Origin of the sequence: Methylobacterium sp. 1030, assembly GCF_040544715.1 — a bacterium.
In the GTDB taxonomy this organism is placed as follows: Bacteria; Pseudomonadota; Alphaproteobacteria; order Rhizobiales; family Beijerinckiaceae; genus Methylobacterium.
Genome location: NZ_JBEPKM010000012.1, coordinates 166,711 through 181,506, shown reverse-complemented (window position 1 = coordinate 181,506; position 14,796 = coordinate 166,711). Strand labels below are relative to the sequence as shown.

The following is a 14,796-nucleotide window of genomic DNA, read 5'->3' as shown; positions in this document are numbered from 1 at the left end:
TTGCCCCTTCGAGGGGCATGGTCGGGCCCGCGCGCGGCGCGGGCCTGAACGCGTCGGCGCCTCCTACAGGAACGCGATCGTGCAGGGACTGAGGCTCGGGCGCGAACCGGTCCGAGTGAGGTCTCCGCTCTCGGGATCGATGGCGAAGGCGACGAGGCAGTCGCCCTGCTCGTTGGCGACGAGCAGGTGGCCTCCGTCCGGTGCCAGGACCATGAAGCGCGGGTCGCGGCCGCCGGAGGACGTCCAGCCCGCGGGTTCGAGGCGCCCGGCCGGGTCCGCCCGGAACCGCGCGATCCCGTCCTGTCCGCGGTTCGACGCGTAGACGAATCGTCCGTCGGGCGTGACCGCGATGGCCGCGGCGGTGCTCGCGCCGAAGAAGTCCGGCGGCAGGGTCGAGACGAGGTGCAGGGGCGTCAGCGCTCCGGCGTCCGCGTCCCACCGGCAGGTGGCGACGCTCGAGTCGAGCTCGTTGACCAGGAAGGCGAGCGGCTCATGCGGGTGGAACGCGATGTGGCGCGGGCCGGCGCCGGGACGCATGGCGGTTTCCGAGACGATGGCGAGCCGCTCACCCGCGAGCTTCAGGACGAAGACGCGGTCGAGGCCCTTGTCGGGGACGATGACGTGGCGACCGTCGGGTGACAGGACCACGTGGTGCGGGTGGGCGCAGGCCTGCTCGGTTCGGTGCGGGCCCGGCTCGCCCGGGAGCGGCAGCACTTGGCACGCGGGCTCCAGGCCGCCATCGGCGCGCACCGGCATGAGGGCGACCGATCCGCTGGCGTAGTTGGCCACGATCAGGAACCGACCCCCGGGGTCGAGGGCCTGGTGCACGCTGTTGGTGCCGCCGGTGGCGGCGCTGCCGAGGCCACGCAGGGTGCCGTCGGGCTCCAGCGCGAAGGCGCTCGCTGCCTCGCCGTCGCCCTGGACCGTGTAGAGGATCGCGCGCGCCGGGTCGGTCACCAGGAAGGACGGGTTCGTCAGGTTCTCGACCCGGCCGAGATGCGTCCAGTCGCCGAGGTCGCGACCGGTCCGGTAGATGTCGATGCCCCGGCCGCGCGCCCGGCGCCGCTCGGTGGTGAAGCAGCCCACGAAGGCGAGGCCGCGGGGGGCGGGGTCGGTCATGCGGAGCATCCGGATCGGGGACGGGGCTGCGGGGACAGCCGGCGGGATCGACGGTGCAGGGATGCCGGGCGCCCGGGCGCGGCGGCCCCGGCGCCCCGGGCGGCTGTCCCGCTGCCGCTCGCCGGCGCGCCGCGCGTGTCCGGGAAGCCGATCACGGTCGATCCTCCCGCCATCGGCTCAGGCCCGCCGCGGGGTGCGGCGCAGGAAGTCGGGATTGAGTTCGGACAGGCGATTCACCCCGATCAGCGCCATGTCGCGGTTGAGTTCCTCCTTGAGGATCCGCATCGCGTGCTCGACCCCCGCGGCGCCCCCGAGCGCCGCGGCGAACATGAAGGGCCGGCCGAGCAGGACGAAGTCGGCGCCCAGCGCCAGCGCCTTCATCACGTCGGTGCCCCGGCGGATGCCGCTGTCGACGATGATCTTCAGCCCGCCCTTCCGGGCGGCGATCTCCGGCAGCACGTCGAGGGGGGCGACGGCGTAGTCGAGCTGGCGGCCGCCGTGGGTCGACAGGATCACGCCGTCGGCGCCGCACTCCCGCGCGATGTCGACGTCCTCGGGCGCCAGCAGGCCCTTCACCAGCAGGTTGCCGGACCACCGCTTGCGGATCGCCTCCAGGTTCTTCCACGAGAGCTGGTCGCGGGCGATGGTGTTGCGCACCGCGCCCTGGGACATCATCGGCGGCCCGCGCTCGGCCTCGGTGTTCTCGAAGTGCGGGGCCCCGTGCTTGAGGAAGGTCCGGGCGACGGTTCCGAGCAGCCAGCGCGGGTGGGTGGCGCTCTGCCACGCCACCTTCGGCGTGACCTTGATCGGCATGGAGAAGCCGCTGCGAATGTTGTGCTCGCGGTTGCCGAGGGTCGGCGTGTCGGCGGTCACCACGAAGGTCCGGTAGCCGGTGGCTTCGACCCGGTCGAGGAGGCGGTCGATCCGGTTCTGGTCGCCCGGCAGGTAGCCCTGGAACCAGGCCTGCGGGTTCTGGGCGTGGACGTCCTCCAGCCTGATCAGCGAGGACGCGCTCAGGCACATCGGCAGGTTCATCCGCCGGGCCGCCTCGGCGAGCACGAGGTCGCCCCGGTAGGCGATGAAGGCGGCCCCGCCCAGCGGCCCGATCCCGAACGGCGCCGCGTAGGTCTGGCCGAACAGCGTGGTGGCGGTGTCCCGCGCCGAGGTGTCCCGCATCAGGCGGGGGACCAGGGCGTAGTCGGCGTAGGCGCCGCGGCTCTGCGCCAGGGCCGAGCCGGTCTCGACCCCGCCGGCCACGTACTGGAAGATCATCGGCGGCAGGAGCTTGCGGGCGTGCCGCTCGAAATCGTCGAGGGCCAGCAGGTCGCGGAACCGGTAGGGCGTGACCGCGTCGCTGCGCTTCAGGCTGGTGATGATGGCCTGCGGGGCCGCGATGCCCGGCGCCGCGGCGTCCGCGCCGCCGACGGTCGGCGCGGCGCGCTCTGGGGCTCCCAGTCCGGAGGCCGGCCGGTCGAGCGTCGCCATCGGATCCTCCTGTGGGCCGCCCGATCGAGCAGCCTCTTGAAAGCGCTTTCAGATAGCCAGCGGTCGGGTGGGGTGTCAATATACTGCCGGTTCGGCCCGCTTCTGCTGGCCGGGCATCGCCGCGTCGCGTATCCGGGGCCGACGCGCTGCCCCGCGGGGCCGTTCGGGAGGAGGATCGATCTCAGTGCTGGACCTGCCGGAGGAGATCCTCGAGCCGCCGACGCGCAGCCCGGTTGCCCGGGACGTCGCCCGCCGCGCCGGCGTCTCGACTGCGACGGTGTCCCGGGTGCTGAACGGCTCCGCCGGCGTCCGGGCCGACAAGCGCGCGGCGGTGATGCGGGCCGCGCAGGATCTCGGCTTCGTCGCCAACGGGGCGGCCCGGGCGCTCTCGACGCGCCGCTTCATGGCCGTCGGCGCCGTCGTGCCGAACATCGAGAACGAGGCCTTCGTGCGCGTCCTGTCGAGCTTCCAGGACCGGCTGCGGCAGGCGGGCTACACCCTGGTGGCGGCCAATGCCGGCTACGACCTGGAGGACGAGCTCCGCGAGGCGACCTTCCTGCTGGAGCGCGGCGTCGACGGACTGATGCTGGTCGGCGACATCCACCACCCGGACCTCCACGCCCGGATCGCCCGCGCCGGCATCCCGATGGTGCAGACCTTCAGTCTGTCCCGCGAGCGCCCCTGCGTGGGCTTCGACAACGCTGCCTCGGCGGCCCGGGCGGCCAACTACCTGATGGATCTCGGCCATCGCCGGATCGGGGTGATCTCGGGCCTGCGCAAGGACAACGACCGCGGCGGCGCCCGGGTGACGGGCATCGCGGCGGCGCTCGCGGCCCGCGGCCTGCGGCTCGCCCCGGAGCACGACATCGAGATCTCCTACGGGATCGGCGGCGGCCGCGACGGGTTCCGCCAGATGCTGGCCGGCGGCCCGCCCCCGACCGCGATCATCTGCGGCACCGACCAGATCGCCTTCGGGGCGATGATCGAGGCGCGGGCAAGGGGGCTCTCCATTCCCGGCGACCTGTCGGTGATCGGCCACAACGATTCCGACTTCGCGCCCTTCCTCGACCCGGCGCTGACGACGATCCGCATCCACTCCGCCGAGATCGGCCACGCCGCCGGCGACCACCTGATCGCCCGGATCCAGGGGCGGCCGATGGTCCGTCTCACCGAGATCGACGCCGAGCTGATCCTGCGCGCCAGCACGGCTCCGCCGCGGCGTGCCGACGCCTGACCTGCGCTATCTTGCCACCCAGTTGAAATCGCTTACAACATGCGGACCGGCCCCGTCCGGCTCCGTAGACTCTCCGGAACACAGCATGGCTCCCCGCATCGTCCTCCTGCACGCGACGCCGGTCGCCATGGCGCCGATCCAGGCCGCCTTCGCCGAGCGCTGGCCGGAGGCCGAGACCGTCAACCTGCTCGACGACGGCCTGTCCCTCGATCGGGCGAGGGAGCCGGGCGCGATCTCGGAGACGATGATCGAGCGCTTCGTGCGGTTCGGCCGCTACGGCCACGACATGGGCGCCGACGGCATCCTGATCACCTGCTCGGCCTTCGGTCCGGCCATCGACCGGCTGATCGAGACCGTACCGGTCCCGGTGCTCAAGCCCAACGAGGCGATGTTCCGCGCGGCGATCGCGCAGGGCGCGCGCATCGGCATGCTGGCGACCTTCGGGCCCTCGGTCGGCACGATGACGGACGAGTTCGAGGAGTTCGTCGCCGAGTCCGGGCGCCCGGCGAGTCTGCGGACGGTCCTGGTGGACGACGCGATGGCGCGGCTGCGCGCCGGCGACGCCGAGACCCACAACCGGCTGATCGCCGAGCGGGCGCCGGACCTGCGCGACTGCGACGCGATCATGCTCGCGCATTTCTCCACCTCGCGCGCGGCCGAGGCCGTGCGGAAGGCCGTCGACGTCCCGGTTCTGACCGCGCCCCACGCGGCGGTGGACCGGATGCGGGCGATGATCGAGACCGGCGGGAGCGCCTGACCCATGAAGCTCGGTGCCTACAAGGATCGTCTCAGCGGCCATTGCGGCTTCCTGTTCACGGAGCTGCCGCTGGCCGAGCGCTTCGCGGCCGCGGCCCGTGCCGGGTTCCGCGCGGTCGAGCATCCCAACCTGTTCGCGACGCCGGCCCGGGAGGTCGCGGGCTGGCTGGAGCGGGCGGGCGTGCCGCTGGTCCAGACCGGCTTCCCGGCGGGGGACGCCGCCAAGGGCGAGAAGGGCTTCGCGGCGCTGCCCGACCGGATCGATTACTTCCGCTCCACGATCGAGCCGACCCTGGACTACGTCGCGCAGCTCGGCTGCCGGATGGTCCACCCGATGGCGGGCGTCCGGCCCGCGGGAGTCGAGCGGGCGCGGCTCTGGGACACCTATCTCGACAACCTCGCCTTCGCAGCCGACGCCGCCGGCGCGCGCGGCATGACGGTGATCGTCGAGCCGATCGGTCCCGGTTCGATCACCGACTACGCGATCGACGACCCGCTGCTGGCGGTCGAGGCGATCCGGGCGATCGGCCGCGACAACGTCAAGCTGCTGTTCGACGCCTATCACTGCGTGTGCCTCGGCCATGACCCGGCGGCGCTGATCCGCGCGCACGCGCCGCTCATCGCCCATGTCCAGATCGCCGACGATCCCGGGCGGCACGAGCCGGGGACCGGCACGATCGCCTTCGACCCGATCTTCGCCGCCCTGGAGGAGGTCGGCTATTCCGGCTTCGTCGGCTGCGAGTACCATCCCGCGGCCGGCACCGAGGCAGGGCTCGGCTGGATGCGGGCGGCAGCGGCGTAGCGCCGGGGCCTCAGAACCGGGCGGCGACGCCGCCGATGATCGTGCGGGGCTGCCCCGGCGTCGCGTAGCGGTTCTGGAACGCGCGGTCGTAGAACGTCGCGTCGAACACGTTGTCGACGTTGAGGTAGATCCGCACGCCCGGCGCGATCTGGTAGTACGAGATCAGGTTGACCAGCGTGTATTGCGGCAGGTTGAAGGTCGCGAGCGCCGTCCCCGCGGCGCGCCGGCCGACGAAGTCGAGGCCGCCGCCCAGGCCGAGCCCCTTCAGGTCGCCGCTCTGGAACTCGTAGACGGTCTGGAACGCGAGGCTGTTGGCGGGCACGTTGGCGATGCGCGTGCCGACCGGCAGGGTGTTGTCGCGGGCGACGGCCGCGTCGACGCGCGTGTAGGTCCCGATCACGCGCCAGCCCGGGGCCAGGTAGCCGGCGGCGGTCAGGTCGAAGCCGCGGCTGCGCACCGTGCCGGTGGCCACGCTGAAGTTCGGGTCGACCGGATCGGTGCTCAGGACGTTGGAGCGCCGGATCTCGAACAGGGCGGCGGTGGCGTCGAGGCGCCCGTCGAGCAGGCTGACCTTCGCGCCGGCCTCGTAGCCCTCACCCTCCTCGAACGCGAAGGGCCGGCCGCTGCGATCCGTGCCGATATTGGGCCGGAACGAGCGCGCGTAGTTGCCGTAGAGCGCGACCGTGTCGGTCAGGTCGTAGAGCAGGCCGAAGCGCGGCGTCGCAACCAGACCCTGGAGGCTGGTGGTGCTCTTCGTGAGGTTGTTCGTCGAGACCAGCCCGAGGTCCTCGACCCGGACACCCAGGAGGGCGTGGAGGCGGGGCGTGAGGTCGATCTGGTCCTGCACGTAGCCGGCGTAGCTCTCGGTCTTCTGCAGGAAGTTCGTGACCTGCGCGGTGATCGGCGGCAGCGGCTGGCCGTAGCGCGGCGCCAGCAGGTCGAGGAGGAACGGGTTCGTCGCCACGTTCGAGCGGTTGAACACCTCCCGGTAGCGGTAGCTGTCGTATTCCAGCCCGAGCAGGAGCGTGTGGCGGAACGGGCCGGTCTCGAACTTGCCCGCGAGATTCGCCTGCAGGTCGAGGTCGGACCACGTCAGGTCCCGCCATTCCAGGGTCCGCCGCTGGGTCCGGCCATCCGGCAGCAGGCCGATGGCGCCGACCCCGTAGCCCGACAGGTTCCCGCCGAGAACCTGGGCACCGACGTTCAGCACCCAGTCCTGGTCGAACCGGTGCTCGACGCGCAGCTGGCCGAGGGCGTTGTCGACATGGGCCGGCGGCAGGCCCGGCTCGCCGATGAAGCGGCTGCGCGGCAGGGCGCGCACGTTGCCCCCCAGCGGGACGATGCCGCGGTCGAAGGTCTGCGCCGTGCTGACGAAGTCGCCCTCCAGGGTGACGGTCGTGTCCGTCGTCGGCTTCCAGGCGATGACCGGGGCGAGGGCGTAGCGGTCGCTGGTGACGAAGTCCCGGAAGCTGCCGTTGTCCTCGACAGCGCCGGTGACGCGGGCCAGCACCTGCCCGCTCTCATCGAGGGCGCCGGTGGCGTCGAAGGTGCTCCGCTTGGCGCCGAAGCTGCCGTACTGCGTGCCGACCGTGAGGGAGCGCGCCGCCAGCGGCTGCTTGGTCACGATGTTGAAGGTGCCGCCGGGATCGCCGCGACCGTACAGGAAGGCCGAGGGGCCCTTGAGGACCTCGATGCGCTCGATGGAGACGATGTCGGGGCTGTTGGGGTAGCCGCGGTTGATCGGGAACCCGTTGCGGTAATACTCGCCGGTCGCCACGCCGCGGATCGTGAACTCGGTCAGGCCGAGACCGCCGAAATTGTTGCCGCGGCCGACGCCCGCGAGGTCGAGGGCGCTGTCGATCCGCGTCGCCGCCGCGTCCTCCAGCACCTCCTGCGGCACCGCCACGATGGTCTGCGGCACCTCGCGGACGGGCGTGTCGGTCCGCGTGGCGCTCACTGCCCGCGTGGCCCGGTAACCGTCGACGCGGGACGTCCCGTCGCCGGTCCCCGCCACCGACAGCTCCTCCAGCTGGACTTCCTGGGAACTGTCAATGGCAAGTTGAGCCCAGCCTGGAGACGGGAGCAATACCGGAGCGAGGAAGAGGGAGATTCTGGCTGCGCGCCCGGAAACGCCGCGCGAAGCCCGCGTGCAAGACCTTGCACAGTTACGCCGTACCACGATGTCGACCATTCTGTTTCGAGTGGCGCCAGATACGGTGCGGAAACATTCACGGTCAAGCTTGATCGCCGGCGGAGCCTCCAGACTAGATTTTGAATAACTACAATCTGATCGGGATCGACGGTGCGCCCGCACGAAGCGCGCGAAGACGCCGTCGTCGCCGGTTCGAGCGGTGAGGGAAGGGGAGGGTCGCTCCGGCGCACGGGCTCTCAACACGCCGGGTCGCGGGGCATCTGCACAGACGACGCCTCTCGCGTCGTCCGAGCGATCGTGACCGGTTCGCGCGCCGCCCAGAAAGGGCGGAGCGGGACCTGTTCCCGCTCAGGCGCCGCCGAGCAGCCGCGCCCGGCGCTCGAGGACCGTGGGCCAGACCTCGGGATTGACGAGCCGCGGCGGCGTCTCGCCCCGGAGCAGGCCGACGATCTGCTCGGCCCCCCAGGCGGCCACGTTGCGCCGCGCCTCGTGGGTGACGCCGGCGGTGTGGTAGGTCGCCACCACGGTGTCGAGCTGCAGCAGGGCCGCGTCGAGGCACGGCGGTTCCGGCGACCAGACATCGAGGCCCGCGCCGGCGAGATGGCCGGCGGTGAGCGCGGCGGCGAGCGCCGCCTCGTCGTGGACCCGGCCCCGGGCGGTGGTGATGAACAGCGCCCCCGGCTTCATCGCCGCGAAGGACGCGGCGTCGAAGCTGCCCCGGGTGGTGTCGTCGAGGGGGCAGTGAAGGGACACGATGTCGGACTCGGCGAGCAGCCGCGCCCGGTCCACCGGCTCCGCGCCGCGGGCCCGGATCTCCGCGTCCGGGAGGAGGGGATCGTGGGCGAGGACCCGCATGTCGAAGCCGCGGGCCAGCTTGGCGACCTCCCGGCCGGTATGACCGATCCCGATGAGGCCCAGGGTCGCGCCGCCGATCTCGTGGCCCATCAGCGATTCGCGGGTGAAGCCGCGCGCGGTCCGGAGCAGGCGGTCGGAGACGCAGATCTTGCGCGAGACGGCGAGCATCAGGCCGATCGCCAGTTCCGCCACCGAGCGGGCATTGCCGCCCACTTGGTTCACCACCGCGACGCCGGCCCGGGTGCAGGCGGCGGCGTCCACCGTGTCGAAGCCCGCCCCGGCCGACGAGACCGCGAGCAGATTCGGGCATTCGGCGAGCAGCGCGTCGGTCACGTGCCAGCGGCGCGGCAGCTCGTCCCGCGCCGGCGATACGTGGAGGACGTGGGCCCGCGCCAGCAGCGCCGCGAGCGCGTCCTCCGGTCCCTGCAGGTCGCCGACCTGCAGGTCGATGTCGGGCTCGGCCCCCAGGCGCGCGTCGAAGACCGGATTGATCCAGACGTTGAATCGGCAGACGCGCTTGGGGGCCGACACCCGGTTCAGCCCTTCACCACCGCGTCGATCGCGTCGATGACGTGGTCGATGTTGTGGGTGTTGACGGCGGCGACGCAGATCCGGCCCGTCTCCAGGGCGTAGACCTCGTGGTCCTCGCGCAGGCGGGTGGCCTCGGCGGGGCTCAGGCCCGTGTAGGAGAACATGCCCTTCTGCGCCTTGATGGCGTCGAAGCCGCGCTCCGGGTGGCGCTGCTGCAGGCTGTCGGCCATCCGCTCGCGCATGGCGCGGATCCGGTCGCGCATCTCGCCGAGTTCCCGCTCCCAGTCGGCGCGCAGCTCCGGGTCGGTGAGCACGATCTCGACGATCGCCGCGCCGTGGGTGTGCGGGTTCGAGTAGCTCGCCCGCACCAGCCGCTTGGCGAAGGCCTCGACCTTGGCCTTCGCGGCCGGGTTCTCGGCCACGATGGTGAGCGCGCCGACGCGCTCGCCGTAGAGCGAGAACGACTTCGAGAACGAGGACGCGACCAGGAATTCCTGGCCGGACTCGGCGAACAGGCGCACCGGCTCGGCGTCGGCGTCGAGGCCGTTGCCGAAGCCCTGGTAGGCGATGTCGAGGAACGGGATCAGGCCGCGCTCGGCCATCAGGGGCACGAGGTCCCGCCACTCGTCGAGGCCGAGATCGGCGCCGGTCGGGTTGTGGCAGCAGGCGTGCAGCACCACGATCGAGCCCTTCGGCAGATCCTGGAGATAGGCCTTCATGGCCGGGTAGTCGGCGCCGCCGGTCGCGGCCGAGAAGTAGGGATAGTCGACCACGGTGAAGCCGGCCTGGCCGAACAGCGCCTTGTGATTCTCCCAGCTCGGGTTGCTCACCGCCACGGTGGCGTTCGGGTAGAGCTTGGCCAGCAGGTCGGCGCCGGTCTTCAGCGCGCCGGTGCCGCCGATGCTCTGGAGCGTCGCGGCCCGGTTCTGGGACAGGATCGGCGCGCCCTTGCCGAACAGGAGCTCCTGGACCGCGTCGCGGAACGGCTTGGTGCCCTCGATCGGCCGGTAGGTCTTCGGCAGGCCCTTCTCGATCCAGCGCTTCTCGGCGGTCTGCACGGCGCGCAGGCGCGGCACCTTGCCGTCCGCGTCCGTGTACACGCCGACCACGAGGTTGAGCTTCTTGGGGCTCGGGTCGGCGTTGAAGGCCTCGAACAGGCGCATGATCGGGTCGAGCGGCGCGTCCTGGATGCCGGCGAACAGCGAGGTCATGATCGTCAATCGTCCCAGAGGGTCTCGGCCGGCGACGCGTGGGAGGGCGCCGGCACGCCCGGCGACGGGCCGGGCCGACGCCCTTATTCCGCACATCGCGCCCGCCCGCCAGCGCTTCCGCGCGCATCAGCGTCCCGATCCGCTCAACGATCTGCGCGACGCTGCGCCCGACGATAGGCCGGGCGATCCCTGTCCGGTGCCCTTCCGGTCGGGGCGCCGACGGTCCTAGAGTGCCGCCATGATCCGTCGCCTCCTCCCGTTCCTCGCCCTTCTCCTCGCGGCCGCCCCGGCCGTCGCGCAGGCACCGGTGCGGATCGGCCTGTCGGCGCCGCTGACCGGTCCGGATTCCGCCTTCGGCCAGGGGCTCCGGCAGGGCGCCGAGCAGGCGGTGGCCGATCTCAACCGCGCCGCGGGCGGCCGCCCGCGCTGGGTCCTCGTCCCGGCCGACGACGGCGGCGACGCGCGGCAGGCCGTCGCCGTCGCGAGGAAATTCGCCGCCGACGGCGTGCGCCTCGTCGTCGGGCCGCTCGAATCCGGGGCGGTCGCGGCCGCGGCGCCCGTCTACGAGGAGGCGGGCGCGGTCATGGTCGCGCCCGCGGCATCCTACGGGCCGCTGACCGGCCGGGGTCTGTGGAACCTGTTCCGCCTCGGACCGAGCGACGCCCAGCAGGGTCGGGCGGCCGGGGCCTACCTGGCGAAGGCCTTCGCGGGACGCCGGGTCGGGATCCTCAGCGACCGCTCGACCTTCGGCCGCGGCCTCGCCGACGCGGTGGCGGCGCGGCTGAAGGAGGCCGGCATGCCGGAGGTGCTGTTCGACGGCTTCCCCCGGGGCACCCGCGACCTCGCGGACCTCGTCGGGCGGCTGAAGGCGGCGCGCCTCGACGCGGTGTATTTCGGCGGCCTCGCGCCCGAGGCCGTGACCCTGCTCCGCGCCATGCGCGAGGCCGGCCTCGGCGCGACGCTGGTGGCGAGCGACGGCATCCTCGACCCCGCCTTCGCCGCCGCGGCCGACGGGGACGGGGAGGGGACGGTCATGACCCTGGTTCCCGATCCGCCGCGCCTGCCCGAGATCCGCGGCGCCCGCCCGGCGCCGCGCTCGCCCGAGGCGGAGAGCGTCGCGGCCAACGCCTACGCGGCCGTGGAACTCCTGGCGCAGGCGACCGAGCGCGCCCGCGCCGCCGACCCGAGGACCGGCCGCATCGCGGACGGCCACAAGGTGGCCGAGGCCGTGCGGACGGGGCCGTCCCGGACGCTGCTCGGATCGGTGGCCTTCGACGCGCGGGGCGACCGCGCCGCAGCACCGATCGCCCTGCGGATCTGGCGCCGGACGCCGGACGGGCGCCTCGACTACGCCGGCAACGACGCCGAGCCCTGAGAGCCGGCAAATCGTGTCGATGACGGAACGTGTTCGGTGTCCGTGACTTGCGGCCGGTTCCCGCGGGGACTACATGCGAGCGGTGCTGCTGAGCTGGCGCGGGCGGTCCCCCGGATCGGATCCGCGCCCTGCGGCGTTTCCCGAGCTCGATGACAGCCGAACACGCATTGCCGGAACGCCTGCTGCCGGACGGTCCGACTGGAGAAGGTGCATGGCGAAAGAAGAATTGATGCAGTTCGATGGTCTCGTGATCGAGATCCTGCCGGATGCGCGCTACCGCGTGCAGCTCGACCAGGGCCACGAGATCGTGGCCTACACGGCCGGCAAGATGAAGAAGAACCGCATCAAGACGCTGGCGGGCGACCGGGTGACGGTCGAAATGTCGCCCTACGACCTCGAGAAGGGCCGCCTCGTGTTCCGCCACAAGGACGAGCGCTCGTCCGGACCCCGCCCGCCGGTGCGCGGCGGTCAGTTCCGCCGCCGTTGACGACCGGGCGCGCGCGCCGGGCTTCCCCGGCGGCGCCCGCCTACCTGCTCTTGACCGTCACGGCGCTGCTCTGGGCTGGCAACGCCGTCACCAGCCGCTGGGCGCCCGGTCACGTGTCGCCCCAGGTCATCACGACGCTCCGATGGGCGGTCGCCTGCCTGGTGCTCATGCCCTTCGCCGCGCGCCGGCTCGCCGCCGCGTGGCCGCTCCTGCGGCCGCACTGGCTGCGCATCCTGCTGATGGGCGGCCTCGGCTACACGGCCTTCAACTGCCTGTTCTACGCGGCCGGCGTGCATACCGGCGCGATCAACCTCGCCCTGTTCCAGGGGGCGATCCCCGTGCTGGTGATCGTCCTGAACCGGCTCGCCTACCGGGTGCCGGTCACGCCGGGGCAGGTCCTGGGCGTGGCGCTGACCCTGGTCGGCGCCGGCCTCGCCGCCACGCACGGCGACCTGTCCGTGCTCACGAACCTCGCCTTCAACCGCGGCGACGTGCTCGTCTTCGGCGCCTGCCTGCTCTACGCGGGCTACACGATCTTCCTGCCGACGCGCCCGAAGGTGCCGGCCCTGGTGTTCTTCGCCGCGATGGCGGTCGCGGCCTTCGTCACCTCGCTGCCGCCGCTCGCCGTCGAGTGGGCGACGGGCCATGCCGTCTGGCCCAACCGCGAGGGCTGGCTGATGGTCGCCTTCGTGGGCCTCGGGCCGTCGCTGCTGGCGCAGCTCTTCTTCATGCGCGGCGTCGAGATCATCGGCCCGAACCGCGCCGGCCTGTTCGTCAACCTCGTGCCGATCTTCGGCGCGATCCTCGCCGTCCTGCTGGTCGGCGAGCCGTTCGGCGCGACGGAAGGGGTCGCCCTGGCCCTGGTGCTGGCCGGGATCGCCTGCGCCGAGCGCCTGAAACCGGCGCCCGCCGCAGAGGCCACTCCGGAAGCCGCCTACTCGCAGACGCGGACGCGGCGGATGTAGACGTCGCCGTAGGCATCGTAGGTCCGGCGGCGCTCGAAGTGGCAGACCGGGCCGTAATCCTCCTCGACGTAGACCGGCGGCGGGGCGCGGTAGACCGGGCGGCCCGGGTAGTAGCCGTTGTTGGCCGACGCGATGGCGCCGCCGACGGCCAGGCCGCCGAGCACGCCGAGGGCCGCGGCGCCGCCGGCGCCGATGCCGTCGCGGGCCTGGGCGGCCGGCGCGAGCGTGGCGAGGCTCCCGACGACAAGGCTCGTCGCGAGAAGGTACTTCATGACATCCCCCTGAAAGCAGGCGATTCGTGCCGATCGATCGGCACAGAGCTGCTAGCACACCCGAGCTTTGGGGCGTTTGTTCGGCCGCACGTGCCGGCTTGACGTGAGGTGCTCCGCCGCACCAAACCCGGGGGCGAGCCGGAGGGCGAGCGAGAGGAGCGGCGACCGTCATGGTGACACGGGGCTTCGTCGGACGCAGGCAGCCGCCCGAGACCGGCGCGCGCCTGCCGCCGGGTCAATATCTCACCGACGATTTCCCGATCCTCCAGATCGGCCCCAACCCGACCGTCGACATGGCGACGTGGCGGTTCACGCTGCGCGAGGGATCCCGGCCGATCAAGGCGTGGAGCTGGGCGGAGTTCGAGGCGCTGCCCCGCACCACCTGGCGCGGCGACATCCACTGCGTCACCAAGTGGTCGAAGTTCGACACGACCTGGGAGGGCGTCAGCTTCGACGACATCCTGGCCGATGCCGGGATCACGGCACCGACCGGCTACCTCCTGGCGGAATCCCACGACGACTACACCACGAATGTCCCGGTGGCCGACCTCGTGGGCGGTCGCGCCCTGGTGGCGACGCGCTACGAGGGTCAGCCGATCCATCCGGATCACGGCGGCCCGGCGCGGCTGTTCGTGCCGCACCTCTATTTCTGGAAGAGCGCCAAGTGGGTGAAGGGCCTGCGGTTCACTCAGACCGACACGGCCGGTTTCTGGGAATTGCGCGGCTACCACATGTACGGGGATCCCTGGCGTGAGCAGCGCTACATCGGTGACTGAGGCGGTTCCTGAGGTGGTGACTGACGCGGTGACGGACACAGTGACTGACCCGGCGTTCGAGCCCATCGTCTTCCGCTGGCACGAGGCGGAGATCACCGCGATCGCGCCGGTCACGCCGCACGTGAAGAGCGTCCGGCTGCGCTGCGGCCTCGCCGAGTCCTACCGGGCCGGGCAGCACGTCGATGTCCGGCTCACCGCCGAGGACGGCTACCAAGCGCAGCGGAGCTATTCCATCGCCTCGGCGCAGGACGGCAGCGGCACCCTGGAGCTGATGATCGAGGCCCTGCCGGACGGCGAGGTCTCGGGCTGGTTCTCGCACTGCGCCGAGGTCGGCGACCGGGTCGAGCTGCGCGGGCCGATCGGCGGCTCGTTCTCCTGGGACGGGTCCGACGGCGGGCCGCTGCTCCTGGGCGGCGGCGGGTCCGGCGTGGTGCCGCTCCTGGCGATGCTGCGGCGGCGGGCGCAGCACTGGCGGGCGATCCCGGCGGCGCTGATCTACTCGGCCCGCACCCGCGCGGAGGCGATCGCGGTCGCCGAGCTGGAGCGGCTCGCCGAGACGGATCCCAACTTCTCCCTGCATCTCGCCACCACGCGCGAGCCCGGCGGCAAGCGGATCGACGCGCACCTCGTCGCCGACGCGCTGGCGCGGATCGGGGCGCCCGGGAAGGTGTTCCTCTGCGGCTCGAACCGGTTCGTGGCCGCGGCCTCGGACCTGATCCTGGCGCAGGGCGTCGCGCCGGGCCTGATCCGCACCGAGCGCTTCGGCGCCTGAACGA

14 protein-coding genes are annotated in these 14,796 nt (G+C 72.3%); 8 read left to right on the top strand and 6 right to left on the bottom strand.

Going from position 1 to position 14,796, the window contains the following annotated elements:
- Positions 1–63: 63 nt before the first annotated feature.
- The gene (locus ABIC30_RS19085; RefSeq protein WP_234081191.1) at positions 64–1,119 is read right to left on the bottom strand and encodes a lactonase family protein; all 1,056 of its coding nucleotides are present in this window, start codon (positions 1,117–1,119) and stop codon (positions 64–66) included.
- A gap of 177 nt (positions 1,120–1,296) precedes the next feature.
- A complete protein-coding gene (locus ABIC30_RS19080) occupies positions 1,297–2,604 on the bottom strand; it encodes an alpha-hydroxy acid oxidase (RefSeq protein WP_020093013.1) in 1,308 nt (435 codons plus the stop codon).
- Between the two features lie 184 nt (positions 2,605–2,788).
- Here ABIC30_RS19080 and ABIC30_RS19075 point away from each other — a divergent pair, with 184 nt between their 5' ends.
- The 3 genes from ABIC30_RS19075 to ABIC30_RS19065 all read left to right on the top strand — a co-directional run bounded on the left by ABIC30_RS19075 (position 2,789) and on the right by ABIC30_RS19065 (position 5,396).
- The gene (locus ABIC30_RS19075) at positions 2,789–3,838 is read left to right on the top strand and encodes a LacI family DNA-binding transcriptional regulator (RefSeq protein ID WP_020093014.1); all 1,050 of its coding nucleotides are present in this window, start codon (positions 2,789–2,791) and stop codon (positions 3,836–3,838) included.
- An 85-nt stretch (positions 3,839–3,923) separates the two neighbouring features.
- Entirely contained in the window at positions 3,924–4,595 is a 672-nt protein-coding gene (locus ABIC30_RS19070) for an aspartate/glutamate racemase family protein (protein WP_020093015.1), read from the top strand.
- Positions 4,596–4,598: 3 nt separating this feature from the next.
- A complete protein-coding gene (locus ABIC30_RS19065; protein ID WP_020093016.1) occupies positions 4,599–5,396 on the top strand; it encodes a hydroxypyruvate isomerase family protein in 798 nt (265 codons plus the stop codon).
- Between the two features lie 10 nt (positions 5,397–5,406).
- On the opposite strand, the gene ABIC30_RS19060 is transcribed toward ABIC30_RS19065, so the two are convergent.
- From ABIC30_RS19060 to ABIC30_RS19050, 3 genes are all read right to left on the bottom strand, one after another.
- Positions 5,407–7,410, bottom strand: a complete 2,004-nt coding sequence (locus tag ABIC30_RS19060; RefSeq protein ID WP_103985223.1) for a TonB-dependent siderophore receptor — start codon at positions 7,408–7,410, stop codon at positions 5,407–5,409.
- A gap of 486 nt (positions 7,411–7,896) precedes the next feature.
- Complete coding sequence (locus ABIC30_RS19055; protein ID WP_354455937.1) at positions 7,897–8,934, bottom strand: NAD(P)-dependent oxidoreductase; 1,038 nt, start codon at positions 8,932–8,934, stop codon at positions 7,897–7,899.
- Positions 8,935–8,939: 5 nt separating this feature from the next.
- On the bottom strand, positions 8,940–10,145 hold the full coding sequence (locus ABIC30_RS19050; protein WP_354455936.1) for an amino acid aminotransferase: 1,206 nt from the start codon (positions 10,143–10,145) through the stop codon (positions 8,940–8,942).
- Between the two features lie 238 nt (positions 10,146–10,383).
- Here ABIC30_RS19050 and ABIC30_RS19045 point away from each other — a divergent pair, with 238 nt between their 5' ends.
- The 3 genes from ABIC30_RS19045 (at position 10,384) to ABIC30_RS19035 (ending at position 12,972) form a co-directional block, all read left to right on the top strand.
- On the top strand, positions 10,384–11,520 hold the full coding sequence (locus ABIC30_RS19045) for a branched-chain amino acid ABC transporter substrate-binding protein (RefSeq protein WP_354455935.1): 1,137 nt from the start codon (positions 10,384–10,386) through the stop codon (positions 11,518–11,520).
- Positions 11,521–11,731: 211 nt separating this feature from the next.
- On the top strand, positions 11,732–12,007 hold the full coding sequence (gene infA / locus ABIC30_RS19040; protein ID WP_012320343.1) for a translation initiation factor IF-1: 276 nt from the start codon (positions 11,732–11,734) through the stop codon (positions 12,005–12,007).
- Complete coding sequence (locus ABIC30_RS19035) at positions 12,004–12,972, top strand: DMT family transporter (protein WP_091927178.1); 969 nt, start codon at positions 12,004–12,006, stop codon at positions 12,970–12,972. The genes infA and ABIC30_RS19035 overlap by 4 nt, the downstream gene beginning before the upstream one ends.
- Here ABIC30_RS19035 and ABIC30_RS19030 read toward each other — a convergent pair.
- Complete coding sequence (locus tag ABIC30_RS19030) at positions 12,942–13,244, bottom strand: hypothetical protein (protein WP_012320341.1); 303 nt, start codon at positions 13,242–13,244, stop codon at positions 12,942–12,944. The genes ABIC30_RS19035 and ABIC30_RS19030 overlap by 31 nt on opposite strands.
- 170 nt (positions 13,245–13,414) lie before the next feature.
- On the opposite strand from ABIC30_RS19030, the gene ABIC30_RS19025 reads away from it, so the two are divergent.
- Both ABIC30_RS19025 and ABIC30_RS19020 read left to right on the top strand, forming a co-directional pair.
- The gene (locus ABIC30_RS19025) at positions 13,415–14,020 is read left to right on the top strand and encodes a sulfite oxidase-like oxidoreductase (RefSeq protein WP_020093023.1); all 606 of its coding nucleotides are present in this window, start codon (positions 13,415–13,417) and stop codon (positions 14,018–14,020) included.
- A gap of 28 nt (positions 14,021–14,048) precedes the next feature.
- Positions 14,049–14,792 carry an FAD-binding oxidoreductase gene (locus ABIC30_RS19020; protein ID WP_234081186.1) on the top strand — a complete coding sequence of 248 codons (744 nt, stop codon included), beginning with the start codon at positions 14,049–14,051 and terminating at the stop codon, positions 14,790–14,792.
- The last annotated feature ends 4 nt before the right edge of the window (positions 14,793–14,796 follow it).

Bases quoted from the DNA above. Each gene is read 5' to 3' on its own strand.
- ABIC30_RS19065 (WP_020093016.1), top strand. From the start codon at position 4,599: ATGAAGCTCGGTGCCTACAAGGATCGTCTCAGCGGCCATTGCGGCTTC.
- ABIC30_RS19030 (WP_012320341.1), bottom strand. From the start codon at position 13,244: ATGAAGTACCTTCTCGCGACGAGCCTTGTCGTCGGGAGCCTCGCCACG.
- ABIC30_RS19045 (WP_354455935.1), top strand. From the start codon at position 10,384: ATGATCCGTCGCCTCCTCCCGTTCCTCGCCCTTCTCCTCGCGGCCGCC.
- ABIC30_RS19070 (WP_020093015.1), top strand. From the start codon at position 3,924: ATGGCTCCCCGCATCGTCCTCCTGCACGCGACGCCGGTCGCCATGGCG.
- infA (WP_012320343.1), top strand. From the start codon at position 11,732: ATGGCGAAAGAAGAATTGATGCAGTTCGATGGTCTCGTGATCGAGATC.
- ABIC30_RS19080 (WP_020093013.1), bottom strand. From the start codon at position 2,604: ATGGCGACGCTCGACCGGCCGGCCTCCGGACTGGGAGCCCCAGAGCGC.
- ABIC30_RS19050 (WP_354455936.1), bottom strand. From the start codon at position 10,145: ATGACCTCGCTGTTCGCCGGCATCCAGGACGCGCCGCTCGACCCGATC.
- ABIC30_RS19025 (WP_020093023.1), top strand. From the start codon at position 13,415: ATGGTGACACGGGGCTTCGTCGGACGCAGGCAGCCGCCCGAGACCGGC.
- ABIC30_RS19085 (WP_234081191.1), bottom strand. From the start codon at position 1,119: ATGACCGACCCCGCCCCCCGCGGCCTCGCCTTCGTGGGCTGCTTCACC.